Raw genomic sequence first — 13,237 nt, 5'->3', positions numbered from 1 at the left:
GCTGCATCGCTTCGCCCGATTGTCGCGGGGCGAATGCGAAAGCGGAGCGGCGGCCGGGGAAAATATGCTATCGCCGATTGTCAGGCGGGGTCGCATCCGCAACAATACGAGGTTTTTTGAGTTTCCCTGCCCGAAGTCAGCCTGGCTGGTGAACGCTCCCGCCGGCGCCGCGCGAAGAACGGCGTCCGGCAAAGGCGTTGCCCATTCCGGGAATCGCCTCGGGACCGTGGCGGCAAAGGGGGGAATGTAACGTGATGCGGGGAATGCCGGGAGAAACGCGCGACACCGGGCAGCGCGATGGCACGCCGATGCAGGCGCGCCGGCGGGAACCGATCGCTCCGGCGGCCGCGCCCGCGACGCGATCGGCATCGTCGGCCGCATCGCTGGCCGCGCGGCGCGGACCGGGCGGCGGCCTGGCCCTGAACGCACTGGCCCTCGCGCTGTGCGCGCTGCTGCTGGGACTGGCCGCGATCCGGGTGGAAGGCGCGGCGGTAATCGGCGCCACGGCGGCCGGCGCGCTGTTCGCGCTGCGCCAGCGGCTGATCCTGTTCCTGATCGCGGCCGCGATGCTCATCCCGCTGGCGGTGCTGCCCGAGGCGCGGCTTTCGATCGGCTACTGGTCGCAAATGGCGCTGATGGTCGGCGCCGCGCTGCTGTCGCCGCGCTTCGCCCCGGCGCTGCTGCATGTGCCGCAATGGGCCTGGGCGCTCGTGGCCATGCTCGGCACCGCGAGCTTCTGCCTGTCGCTGGCCGGCCCGGCAGGGGTGGGGATGGCGGCGGCCACCGTGTTCGGATCGTTGTGCGCGGCCTGTCTCGGTGCCGGGCTGGCCCGTCACCTCGCCATGGCCGATGCACGTCTGCTCGCCTGGGGCGAGGACGGGCTGGCGGCGGTGACGCGCGACCTGTTGCTGGGCCGCATCACCAGCGGGATGCTGCACGATCTGGCGCAGCCGCTCAACGTGATCGCGATGGCCAACGGCAACCTGGGCTATATCGTCGAGCACCTCGACATCGACGACGAGGCCCGGCGGCAACTGGTCGAGCGGATCGCCAGGATCTCGACCCATACCGAAGGCGCGGCCTATATCCTGGGCCTGTTCCGCTGGTTCGGGCGCGAGGGCAACCAGGACGAAAGCCGGCTGAGCGTGCGCAGCGCGCTGGAACGCGCGGTCGCGGCCACCCGGTCCAACGTGCGCCACCACGGCGTGGCGATCGAGCTGAAAGGCGACGGGCTGGACTATCTCGTGCCCCGCCGGCACGGCGCGCTGGAGATGATGGCGGTGGCCGCGCTGCTCAGCGCGTTCGGCGCTTTCATCCGTCCCGAAGGCCAGAAGCTGAAAGGCACCGTGCTGCTGCACGCCGCGCTGAGCCCGGCCCATGTCGTCATCCGCTTCCACTGCACCGACGAGGCCGGCGCGGTGCTGGCCGGCAAGAAGCTGGACCACGCCACGCTGTGGCTGGTGGAGCAAGTCGCGCGCGAGGCCGACGGCGATTTCCGCTGCGCGCGAACCGCGCCGCGCGGCGCGGCTCAGCCAGCCCGCTTCGTCATCCGCCTAGCACGCGACGACATCTGAGCAGGCGGTATCGCCGCCCAGCGGCAGACGGATCTCCACCCGCGCGCCTTCGACCTTGCCGGGCAGCAGGTGGATCGTCCCTTCGGCCGCCGCCAGGATCTGCTCGCAGATATACAGCCCCAGCCCGGTGCCTTCCTTCGCCTTGGTGGTGAAGAACGGGCGGAACACGGTTTGCGCCGCGCCCTGGGCCAGCCCCGCCCCATTGTCGGCGATCACGCAGCGCACTTCGCCGTCCGCCACGGCGAATTCGACGACGATCCGGCCTTCGCCCGTCCAGCCCGCCTGCCGGCGCGCCTGAATGCTGTCGACCGCGTTGCGCAGCACGTTGACGAAGACCTGCTCGGCCTCGATCGGGCACAGGCCCGCTGGCGCGGCGAGATCGGGCTGGCGCTGTTCCACCACGATCCCGGTCATGGCGAACAGCCCGTCCAGGAACTTGATCGCGTTGCGCATCGCACCGGCCATGTCGGTGCCGCCCGCCTCGGCCTGCGCGCCCTTGGCATAGCTCAGCGTGCGCGCGATAATCGTCTGCGCGCGCGCCACCTGCTCGGCGATGCGCTCGATCGCCTGCTCCATCTGGCACTTGCTCGGCTCAGGCGCGGCCAGCATCAGGCGCAGGTTCTCGTTGGCCATGGCGATGGTGAACAGGGGCTGGCGCAATTCGTGCCCCAGCGTCGAGGCCTGCGTGCCGAGATCGGCAAGCCGCGCGCGCGAGCACATCGCTTCCACCATGTGGCGCGGCTCGCGCACGCGGGCCATGGCGCCGCTGGTCCAGCGCGTGCCGCCCTGGCATTCGCGCAGGATCAGCATGACGCTGGTGCGCTGGTCGCCGGCAAGCCGCAGCTCGATCGAGACATGGCTGGTTTCGGCAAGCCGGGCGAGCTGGCGCGCATCCTCGGGATGGATCTGCACGCGCGTGGGCAGCGGGATCTCGCCCGCCTCGGCCCGCGCGAACTGCAGCGTGCCGGTGCCTGTGTCAAAACGGATGTCGTGCAGCAGCACCACGCCCAGGTTGGCCTTCAGCTCGGTGACGATCTGCCGCAGTTCGTCACGTTCGCAGCGCATCGCGCACAATTGCACGTCCAGATTATGGATTACGTCTTGCCGCATACCGGATCAGCCCCTTCCGATCTTGCCATTTCACCGCGTCCGCCGTTGGAGCCCCCCAACCGGCAAAACGCGACTGACACCTTCTCTCTCCGTTTCGCGATCATCGGCGCTGCCGGCACCCCGATCGCTCTTCCTTGTCTCGAACCCCGTTCCTTCGCCTCACGCCCCGGCTTGCGCGAGCAGTTCGCGCAGCAGCCTGACCAGCGCCTGGGGCTGGACCGGCTTCGTCAGCACCGAATGCCTTGGCATGTCCGGGAGCAGATCGAGACGCATCGGGTCTCCCGTCACGAAGACATAGTGAAAGGCACGCGCCTGCAACGAACGGCTATCCCTGATGCGCGGAATGATATCCAGGCCCGTCTCGCGGTCCAACCGCACGTCGCAGGCGATCACGCTCACCGCGGGCGCGCTTTCCAGGGCCGCGATGGCTTCGCTCAGGGTATGGGCGCCAATCGCAGGAATGTTCTGTAGCGCAAGAAGAGTGAGCAATTCGTCAACGATCGCTTCGACATCGTCGACAACCAGCACCAAAGCCCCATCTTCTTCCATGGTGTCCGCGCGATCCCGCCTGTGATCGGGTCTTATTCGCAAGCATGATAGCAGGGCTGCCGAGCCCGCGAACTAAGGACTTGCGCGTGGATTGCACCAGGCTTCGGTTCGAAATGGCCAGAGCGCACGAACGCCGCTGGCCGATAAAATCGCCCAAAACCGTCTATTTTTGTTCCAAGATATTGATTATCCAGCGATAATCAGGGGATGCCGGAGACGGGCCGACAAGCCGGGGGCAACACCCGCCGGCCCGCCTCGCGGCAAGCTTGTGGATTTATACCTAAGTTATCCACCGCTTTGGTGATCGCGCGGACAAAACCTTCTTGCGCATGGGCCCCAACCGGCCCCGCCCGCGCGGAAAAGATCCCTCCTCAGGCCTCGGCGGGGGCCGTGGCGGCCGGCGCCGGCCGCAGGATCGCCGGGTGGATGTTCTCGACGATGTCCTGACGGCGGGGCACGAACCAGGCGCGGCGCGCGCTGGCGTCCTGCGGGCAGGTCGCCGTGATCCATTCGGCGCCGCATTCGAGCGCCAGCTCGCGGTGCAGCGCGCTGTCCGCGCCATCGACGATGACGCGCCCGGTCAGCGAGCGTGCCCGGCCGACCAGCTGGCCCATCCGCGCGCGCGCATCGTCGTCGCGGCACGCGGCATCGAGCAGCGCGGCGTCCAGCTTGACCATGTCGGGCAGCAGCACCAGCAGCCGGCGGAACGCGCTTGAGGCCGAGCCGAACCCGGCGATGGCAAGCCGCACGCCCAGCGCGCGCAGTTCGCACACGAAGGCCAGGGCATCGGCGATCGCGGCCAGCGGCGACGCCTCGTGGATTTCCAGGATCAGCCGGCCGGCCAGATCGCGATCGCGCCGCAGCCGCGAGAGCAGCTCGGTCCAGGTCGCGTCCGGCCCGTTGAGGTGGAACGACAGGCTCTGCGCCGAAATCCCCAGCGCGATCGTCGTCCCGGCATCGGCGTCCAGCTCGTCCAGCGCCTTGGACACCAGTTGCCGATCGAGCAGGTGGGCCAGGCCCAGCCTTTCCAGCGCGCCGCGCGCCTCGCCGCACTCGATCGGCGCGCCTCGGCCGCACGGCAGGCGCAGCAGCGCCTCGTGATGCAGCACCTTGCCCGGTTCGCGCACCTTGTGCACCGGGCGCCAGGCGAAGAACGCCTCGCCGCGCGCGACCTGTTCCAGCAGCGTCGCGGCGGCGGCCATGTCCTCGCGGCAGGCCCGGCGCGCCAGCGCGGTGCGCGGGATCTCGCTCGCGGCCGAAACCGTCGCGGCCAGAAGGCATCGCCGCGCCTCCGCCTCCTGGACCGCGACGGCCCTTGCGCCGGTCCCCATGACCGGATCCGCGTGACCCACCGAAACCGAAAGCAGGATGCGCTGGCCTTCGTGGCGCAGCGGAGTGGTGCCCAGATCGGTGCACAGCTCGTCGATCAGCGCGCGCAGCAGCGCCGGCTCCAGCGGCGCGGCCTGCATCCGCGCCACGATCTCTCCTTCACCGGGCTCTCCTTCCCCGGCGGGCGGGCTCAGCCGGACCGGGCCCAGCGCGCGCTCCAGCCCGGCGCGCAGATGCGCCAGCGCCGCGTCCACCGCACGCGGGCCATAGGCCGCCGCGATCACCGCCGCATTGTTCAGCCGCACCACGAAAAGGTAATTGCTGCCACCTGTCGCCGTATTCGCCATGTCACCTGATCCTGCCTGAAGGAAATTCGCGTCCCGGCGCCGCCGACCGGGACCATCTGGTCCATGATCCCCCTGGGGATCGCTCTCCGCTTGCCCGGAGGCGGTGGTGGAGGAGGCAGCCCGCGCCGGATCGACCCGGACTGCCTCCCCGCGTCCGCCTCTTGCGGGAAGCGGAGCGCTCATGCGTGCCCGGCCATGGTATTGCGGGCACCGGGACACGCACGCACGCTTAGTTGCCCCGTCCGCCGAGCAGGCCGCCCAGCAGGCCGGTGACAGGAGCGAGGACGGAGCCGGTATCCGGCGCCGCGCCGCCCGTGACGCCGCCCAGCACCGCATCGACCGCACCCGCGACCGGGGCGAGGACCGAACCGGCATCCGGCGCGGCGCCACCCGTGGCACCGCCGAGCAGGCCGCCGACCACGCCGGTGACAGGGGCGAGCACATCGCCCGTGCCCGCGCCGCCCAGCACGGTATCGACCACGCCCGTCACCGGCGCGAGGATCGAGCCCGCATCGGGCGTGCCGCCACCCGTGGCACCGCCCAGCAAGCCGTCGACCACGCCGGTGACAGGGGCGAGCACATCGCCCGCGCCCGCGCCGCCCAGCACGGTATCGACCACGCCCGTCACCGGCGCGAGGATCGAGCCCGCGTCAGGCGCGCCGCCACCCGTGGCACCGCCCAGCAGGCCGCCGACCACGTCGGTTACCGGCGCAAGGATCGAACCCGTGTCCGGCGTACCACCGCCGGCCGCGCCGCCGAGCAGGCCACCGACCACGCCCGTCACCGGCGCAAGGATCGAACCCGTGTCCGGCGTACCGCCGCCGGTCGCGCCGCCGAGCAGGCCGGCGACCACGCCCGTCACCGGCGCCAGCACCGAACCCGCATCGGGCAGGCCGCCGCCCGTGGCACCGCCCAGCAAGCCGCCAACGGCCGAGTTGACCGTATCGAGCAAGGGGGCGAGCGCCGGGGCGACCGCATCGGTCACGGGCGCCAGCGCGGTGTTGACCGTGTCGAGCACCGGCGAAGCGACACTGCTGACGCCGCTGGTCACGGGGGCCAGCACCGGCGCGACTTGCGCCGCCACCTGATCGACCGCCGCCCCGGCCTGTTCGCCCAGCACCGCGCCGACCAGGTTGCCCACCGGCGCAAGGCCCTCGGCAATGCCCTCGGCCGTCGTCGGCACCGCGACATCGGCCAGATTGCCGCCCGACAGCACGCCCACGGTCACGAGCTGGCCACTGACCTGCCCGGTCTCGCCCGCGCCCAGATTGACGCCGATCACCGTTTCGGACGTGCTCGGGCCCGTCACCAGCGTGTCGCCGACGTTGGCGCCCAGCAGCGGGCCGGCATAGTTCGGCGCCGGATTGGCCGAGCCGAGCCCCAGCGAGCCGGTCACGCTATCGACCACCGAACCGACCACGCCAGTGACCGGGGCCAGCACGCCGTCCTGGCCCAGCACCGGGCCAAGCGCGGTGTTGACCGTGTCGAGCACCGGCGTCGTCACCTGGTTGACCGCCGCCGTCACCGGCGCGATCGCCGGCGCGAGGCTGTCGGTCAGGCCGGTCACGGCCGTGCCCGCAGGCTCGCCCACCAGCGCGCTGACCAGCGAGCCGACCGGCGCCAGCGTGCCTTGCACGCCTTCGGTGGTGCTCGGCAGCGTCGCCTGCAGCACCGTGCCGTCACCCGCCAGCAGATCGACCGTCAGGCCCTCGCCGGGAGTCGACGTGGTATCGGGCAGGACATTGACGTTGATGAACGTGCTGGAGCCGCCGGGGCCAAGCAGATCGGTGCCGCCAAGGCCAATGCCCGCCAGCGGACCACTGACCGCGCTGGGCGCGCCCGGACCCGTGGGCCCGGTGGGCCCGGTGGGGCCCGTCGGATCGGTCGGGCCCGTCGGGCCGGTGGGTCCGGTCGGACCCGTGGGGCCAGTGGGACCGCCAGGACCAGTCGGGCCACCCGGACCCGTGGGGCCGCCAGGGCCGGTGGGACCACCGGGGCCCGTGGGGCCACCCGGTCCCGTAGGACCGCTCGGGCCACCGGGGCCCGTCGGGCCGCCCGGACCCGTGGGACCGCTGGGGCCGCCGGGACCAGTCGGACCACCCGGACCCGTGGGGCCGCCAGGGCCGGTGGGACCACCGGGGCCAGTGGGGCCACCCGGCCCCGAAGGACCGCTCGGACCGCCGGGGCCCGTCGGACCACCCGGCCCGGTGGGACCGCTGGGGCCACCCGGACCGCTCGGATCGGTCGGCCCCGAAGGACCACCGGGGCCGGACGGACCCGAAGGACCGGACGGGCCGCTCGGCCCGCTGGGACCACCCGGCCCCGTGGGCCCGGAAGGACCGCCCGGACCCGTGGGGCCGCTGGGGCCGCTGGGGCCGCCAGGGCCGCTGGGATCGGTCGGTCCACTCGGACCCGAAGGGCCGCTCGGCCCCGAGGGACCGGACGGGCCGGACGGACCACTCGGACCGGAAGGCCCGCTGGGATCGGTGGGACCGGACGGACCGCTGGGGCCGGATGGACCCGAAGGGCCGGAAGGGCCGCTGGGACCGGAAGGGCCGCTGGGGCCGGACGGGCCCGAGGGCACGCCGCCCCCGCCGCCGCCCACGTGCAGGCCCATGCCATCGGCGCAGGCGCCCAGAAGGAAAATCGGAATGGCCGTGGCGCACAGAAGATATTGCCTGGCCGAACGACGCGATTGCTGACGCGACATAAGAGGTACTCCATGATTAAGCCCAAGGCCTCGGAGCCTACGTCTCGCCGCGATGGTCCGCGCATTCAGAAAAAGCCGTGTAGAACCGGGTGTTAGCCAGCGCGCGCGGCGCCTCGTGGGCCGTTTCGCAAAGCCCCCGGTCCCATGCGCAAAGGCCCCCGGAATGTCCGGGACAGGCACGCAAGCCCCACGCAAAGCGGGCGCGGGAACCGGATAACGCGGCCCGATGCCACGCAATCGCGCCATGGCCGGCCAGGCCCCCGATTGGCGCCGCTTTGACCCCGATTATCCCGCGATCCCCGGCAATGCGGTTCCATCCCGCCGCCATATCCGGCGCAAACCCCCGCGACTCGCCCCAGATCCTCCCCGGCACGGGGAGGGGGATCGCCGCGCAGCGGTGGTGGAGGGGTATCAACGCCGGCAAGGCCGGCGCCGCGCCGGAAAAGCATCAAAGGTGAAGGGACAGCGAGCCCACCCCCGCCGCGCCCCGGAGCGGGCGGGGCAAGCCCGGCGCGTCAATCGTCGGCGTCGTCAGTCGTCGGCATCGTCCGGGGCGGCCAGATCGCGGCTTTCGACAATCGCCGCGCGCAGCTGGGCCAGCAGGGCATCCAGATCGGCGCCATCGGCCACCAGCAAGTCGATCGCCAGCCCCTCGCGCCCCGGCCTGACCTTGCCGATCTTCGCCTCGCCCAGCATGATCGGCCATTCCTGCGCGATCTTGCGCGCGCCGATGCCGGCCTGCTTCAGCCGGGTCAGCACGGTGGCGGCCGGAATCAGCTTTTCGTTGGCGGCGGCAAGCCGCTGCTGCTCGTCGCCGATCTGGCGCGCGGCGGCCAGGATGCGTTCGCATTGCTCGGGCCGGCGCAGCAGCGGCGTCAGCACTTCGGAATGGCGCACGCGCAGCTCGTCGCGCGTGGCGAAGGCGTTGACCACGTCATCGGGCATCTGCGCGAGCGAGAGCAGGCGGCTCAACTGGCTGTTCGACAGGCTGAGCGCTTCGGCCATGCGCGATTGCACGCCGCCATAGAAACGATCGACCGCGTTCTGATAGCTGCGCGCGCGATCAAGCTCGGTGATATCCTCGCGCTCGCGGTTTTCGATATCGGCGAGGCGGAAGGCTTCCTCGTCGGTCAGATCGACGATCACCGCGCTCAGCCGGATTTCGGGCCGGCCATTGTGATTGAGCCAGTCCACCGCGAACCGCCGCCGGCTGCCGACCAGCAGCTGATACGGCAGTTCCGAGCCCGGCGGATTGAGGCGGACCAGCACAGGAATGCGGTTGCCGTCTTCCTGCGCGATGGATTCGATCAGCGAGCGGCAGTTCTCGCCGGTCAGCCCCGGCAAGTCGCGCGGGTTGCCATCCCACACGCTGCAATCGCCCGGCCGGATCGAGATGAAGCCCCGGCCCCGCCCGCCCGCGCCCTGGACGAAGCCGGCCAGGCGCTGATCGAGCCGCGACAGCGCGGCGCTGTCATTCGAAAGCTGCTCGACGGGATGGGGTTCGTAAGCGAGCGTCGTCAGAATGTCTCGCACAAAGCCGGCCATTCAAGCCCTCCATCCAGCGCCTGTCCCGTTGTACCCATGCCTCGCGCGCGCGAGGCATGGAAATAGGTTCGGATCGGTGGCTTTGCGCGCCAGCGGCGGAAATCGGCCACGGCGAGTGAATGCAATTTTGCGTGAACGCAAGATTGATAAGATTTCTTATGTTAAATATGGTAGGGATTGTCAGGCGATATCAAGCGATTGGGCAAAAATCGGCTATTATGCCGGCAAACCGCGCTTTTCGAGTGCTGCCAAAACCCCGTGCGAAAGCCCATGCCGGTCCCGACGCGCCCGTCAGCCACCGCGCAGCAGGCGTTCTTCCAGCAGCGTGCGGAAATCGCGGCGGGCATCGGCCACGATCATCACCGTGACGGTGGGCGGCTGCCCTGCTCCGTCATCCTCCGGCAAGTAGATCACCCGGAACGGCCGCGCCGAAAGCTGGCGATAGGCGTGGATGCCCAGCGCTTCCAGTTCGGGCGGCACGGCGCCGCGCGCCGGCCATTCGGCCAGCCCCTCGATCGCGGTGACGAGCCGGGCCAGCAGCGCTTCGGCACCGTCATCGCCATCCGGGCCGCGCTGGGCCAGGCGGCGGCGATAGATCCCGGCCAGATCCGCCTCGGCCCCGGCGGTGAGGCGAACGAGCGCCCTGCCCGGCGTCATTGCCTGCCTCATCCCGCGCGCGCCGCCTCAGCGACCCCGGATACGGTCGGCCAGCCCTTCGACCGGCAGGACGCGCCCGGCGGCGATGTCTTCGCGGCCCAGTGCCAGCAGCTTGAGCAGTGCGAGCGCTTCCTGGGTTTCCTCGTAAGCGCCCACATCCTGCAGCACGGCCCGCGCCTCGCCGTTCTGGGTGATGACCAGCGGCGGTGCGCCCTCGCCCAGCTCGCGGATCACTTCGGCGCTGTGGGCCTTGAGATAGCTGATCGGCTTGATACGGTCATGGCGGCCCATGGCAAAGACTCCCGGACTGAATTCGGACGGAATATAGTCCCGCACGAGCGCCCTGTCACCCCCCTGCCCTTTCTTCAAGCCCGGGTTGAGCGGGATGGCACCGGGAAGGATCGGGCGGGATTATGGCTTCATCCTATTTTTCCCATGAAGCCAAAGGCTTCCCAGTGGTTAGAATGGGTTACAGGGAATCTGTTACAAGGTTACAGGCCCCTGCCCTGCCCTTTCGCGCCCGGATTCGCGCGAGTCGCGTGGGTTCGCCCGTTCCCGGAGTGTCGGGCCTGCGTTCCCCAAGTGTCGAAGCCTGCGTTCCCGATGTGTCGTCGCGGCGTTCCCGATAGGTCGAAGCGGGGCATTCAGCCGTTCCCGGAGTGTCGATGGCCTGATTTGCGCGGCGGAAATTGAATCAGTTTTGCGCGCCATGCCGGCAATGAGGTTCAAACCTGCGGGCCGATGCGCGATGTGGGGGCGGGCGGCGCGATCCCGGCGGGCCGACGCGACACTTCGGGAACGCATCGGCGGTCAGCCGCGCAGCGAATGGCGGTGCTTTTCGTGGTGGCGCTTCACCCATCCGATGAACGCGCGCTGCCAGTCGGCCGGAGTGCGATCGGGCGCGGCGCCGACCCAGCGCTCGAATTCGGCGTGGAGCGCGTGGAGATCCCAACCGGGGCAAGCAGCGCGCAAGTGTGCGATGGTCTCGTCGGTCATGAAGCCACGCGTCGCCGCGTCGGACAGGCCGGCGATGGTCGAACGGATCAGCGCGCGCGCGTCGATCGCTTCGGCCGGGGCGGCGGCGGGTGTGGGGCTGGCGCGCCCCGCCCTGCCTTCCCCCGCTCTGGCGTCTGCGGGATGGGCCGCCACCTGTTTCCCCGGGGAAACGGTGCCCTGCCCTGCCCGCGCGGCGTCCTCGCCGGGCGCTTGCGGCAGGCCCTGCTCGGCCCCGCCCTTGCCGTCGACCCGGCGCATCCGCAGCATGGGCTCGCCGCCCTTCGTCGTCTCGACCGAGAGCGCGTAGCCGGGCAGATCGTCCTTTTCGGCGAGCTTGAGCATCTCGAACTTGAAGCGGCGGTATTGCCCTTCGGCGCCCGATTTCTCGAACAGCACCGGCATGGAGATGGCAAAGCCCCCCTCCCCCGCCCCGCCGGCGTGCTTGCGCGCCACGCGATAGAGCCAGCGTTCGCGTCCGCCGGTGATGTCGAAATAAGCGCGGTCGATCGAGAGCACGCCGCCTTTCATCATCACCCCTTCCCAGAACCAGTTCGACAGCTCGATGGTCATCCCGCGCGAGCGCTCGGTGCGTTCGTCGACCAGCTGGGTCCAGCCATCGAGCCACGAGAACGTCGCCTCGCGCCGCCCCCGGCCGGAGGCCGGCTGCTCACCGGCGTCGGCGCGGATGTTGGTCTTGATCGTGGTGGCGACGAGCCGGTCCAGCGCCTGCCCGAGCAGTTCATAGGCCCTGCCCGTGGTCGGCCGGCCGATCGCGCGCAGCAGGTCGTAAGGCATGATGTGCAGCTTGCGCGGCACGTCGTTCACCCCGCGCCGCGCCATGTCGGCCAGCACGCTGGCGCAATAGATCAGGATATCGGCGTCCCAGATCGTCGCCATGCCATAATCGGGGCTGGCCGAGACGTGGACCCACAGCTTGCCGTCGGGGCTGGTATAATCGATCGGCTTGACCCGCTTGGACTTGGCGAGGCTGAAGAAGGGTCGCTCCATCATCTCGCGCTGATCGCGCAGGGGCAGGTCGGCGATATAGGGCAGGAACAGGTCGAACTGCTCGGCGACGGCCTGCTTGCGCGCGCGGCTCACGGGCGAGGGCCGGGGGACGGGCAGGGGCAGGGGAGGCGGTGGGGCAGGGGGCGTTTCCCCGGGGAAACATCGCGCGGCGTGCCGCAAATCCTCCCGGGCATGGGGAAGGCGGGGGCGGCCGCGCCTGCCATCACGCCTGGAGCCCCCGGCCGTCCTCTTCAAGCAGGCCGAGCAGATCGCGCACCGCGTCCAGCACTTCGTCGCGATCCGCGCCCGAGCCCGCGTGCAGCCGCAGCGTCACACCCTGGCGGTTGGCCGATTGCACCGAGGCGACCGGGCGGCCCTGGCGCGTCACGGTCATCGGCGCGGGCGTTTCCGTGCCGGCGCGCGGTGCGGCCAGCAGCGCCTTGAGCACGTCGGCGGCGGGCAGGGCAGGGCGCCCGTCGGCCTGGCGCGCGGCCTGTTCCCGGGCGATCCGCGCGGCTTCCCGGCGGATCGCGGCGGCCTGCTCCTTGTCGTCCAGCGCCTGGGCGAGCGGATAGGCGGGCTTGAGCTGCACATCCGCGGGCGAGGCGAAGGCGGCCAGCACCGCGTCGGGAATGTTCGCCACCTTGAGCATCTTGGACAGCCAGCCTTTCGACAGCTTGAGCCGTTCGGCCATCCGCGTCAGGTGGTTGCCGTAATGGTCCTTCAGCGCGGCGGCGTAGTTGCGTGCGCGTTCCAGGTCCGACACGTCCTTGCGCGCGCGGTTCTCCAGGTCCGCCAGGCGGAACGCGGCCTCGTCGTCCAGCTGGGCGACTTGCGCCACGAACTGCATGTCCGGGTAGGAATGGCGCCGCAGCCACGAGATCGACCAGTGCCGCCGCGTGCCGGCGATCACTTCATACTCGTGCTCCGGGTCGCCTTCCACCCGGCGCACCACGGCGGGCACTTTCTGGCCGCCTTCGGCAATGATCGAATCGATCAGCTCGCGGCAGGATTCCTCAGACAAGTGATTGTAACTGCGCGCATTTCCCGGCCAGACCCGCACGCGCGCGGGATCGAGCAGCAATTGCGTAACCTGCCGCACCTCACCCGTGGCGACGCGGGCCAGCGCGCTTTCGCGGCCCAGCAGGGTGGTGCCGCGTGCCCGTTCGGCCCGGGCGGGGGAGGGGGCCTGCTCTTCCGCCACGCCGGCCGCGGGCGCCTCGCCCTCATCGTCGGAAAGCAGCGCGGCGAGATAGTCGGATTGCTTGCGGGCCATGGATTACCTCGGAAATGCCGCGCGGCAGCGGCGCGCGAAAAAAGGGCTTGGCAGGGACTGCGCCGGAACATATGCCGAACATTGGCGTGTAGGAAAGCGGTATTCCTCGCCGTGGCGACGCCGGCCGGCAGGGCGG

Annotated in this window: 10 protein-coding genes; 1 reads left to right on the top strand and 9 read right to left on the bottom strand. The window is 70.5% G+C overall.

From position 1 onward, the window contains the following. The first annotated feature begins 251 nt into the window (after positions 1 to 251). Complete coding sequence (locus PYV00_RS02170; RefSeq protein ID WP_275226616.1) at positions 252 to 1,574, top strand: hypothetical protein; 1,323 nt, start codon at positions 252 to 254, stop codon at positions 1,572 to 1,574. Here the strand turns inward: PYV00_RS02170 and PYV00_RS02165 are convergent. From PYV00_RS02165 to PYV00_RS02125, 9 genes are all read right to left on the bottom strand, one after another. Next, on the bottom strand, positions 1,554 to 2,684 hold the full coding sequence (locus tag PYV00_RS02165; protein ID WP_275226615.1) for a sensor histidine kinase: 1,131 nt from the start codon (positions 2,682 to 2,684) through the stop codon (positions 1,554 to 1,556). The genes PYV00_RS02170 and PYV00_RS02165 overlap by 21 nt on opposite strands. A gap of 159 nt (positions 2,685 to 2,843) precedes the next feature. Continuing rightward, positions 2,844 to 3,233, bottom strand: coding sequence for a response regulator (locus PYV00_RS02160; RefSeq protein ID WP_275226614.1), 390 nt, complete (start codon positions 3,231 to 3,233; stop codon positions 2,844 to 2,846). Positions 3,234 to 3,604: 371 nt separating this feature from the next. Beyond that, entirely contained in the window at positions 3,605 to 4,909 is a 1,305-nt protein-coding gene (locus PYV00_RS02155; RefSeq protein WP_275226613.1) for an EAL domain-containing protein, read from the bottom strand. Between the two features lie 229 nt (positions 4,910 to 5,138). Then, on the bottom strand, positions 5,139 to 6,581 hold the full coding sequence (locus tag PYV00_RS02150) for a hypothetical protein (RefSeq protein WP_275226612.1): 1,443 nt from the start codon (positions 6,579 to 6,581) through the stop codon (positions 5,139 to 5,141). Between the two features lie 1,569 nt (positions 6,582 to 8,150). Further along, a complete protein-coding gene (locus PYV00_RS02145) occupies positions 8,151 to 9,164 on the bottom strand; it encodes a ParB/RepB/Spo0J family partition protein (protein ID WP_275226611.1) in 1,014 nt (337 codons plus the stop codon). Between the two features lie 291 nt (positions 9,165 to 9,455). After that, entirely contained in the window at positions 9,456 to 9,821 is a 366-nt protein-coding gene (locus PYV00_RS02140; RefSeq protein WP_275226610.1) for a type II toxin-antitoxin system RelE/ParE family toxin, read from the bottom strand. 27 nt (positions 9,822 to 9,848) lie between these two features. Continuing rightward, positions 9,849 to 10,112, bottom strand: coding sequence for a type II toxin-antitoxin system Phd/YefM family antitoxin (locus PYV00_RS02135; protein WP_275226609.1), 264 nt, complete (start codon positions 10,110 to 10,112; stop codon positions 9,849 to 9,851). A gap of 519 nt (positions 10,113 to 10,631) precedes the next feature. Further along, entirely contained in the window at positions 10,632 to 11,918 is a 1,287-nt protein-coding gene (locus PYV00_RS02130) for a replication initiator protein A (RefSeq protein ID WP_275226608.1), read from the bottom strand. A 130-nt stretch (positions 11,919 to 12,048) separates the two neighbouring features. Further along, a complete protein-coding gene (locus PYV00_RS02125) occupies positions 12,049 to 13,101 on the bottom strand; it encodes a ParB/RepB/Spo0J family partition protein (protein WP_275226607.1) in 1,053 nt (350 codons plus the stop codon). Positions 13,102 to 13,237 lie beyond the last annotated feature (136 nt).

This window comes from Novosphingobium album (ex Liu et al. 2023) (genome assembly GCF_029076845.1).
In the GTDB taxonomy this organism is placed as follows: domain Bacteria; phylum Pseudomonadota; class Alphaproteobacteria; order Sphingomonadales; family Sphingomonadaceae; genus Novosphingobium.
Note: the sequence above shows the minus strand (reverse complement) of the source record. Positions and strands in the feature narration are given on the sequence as shown.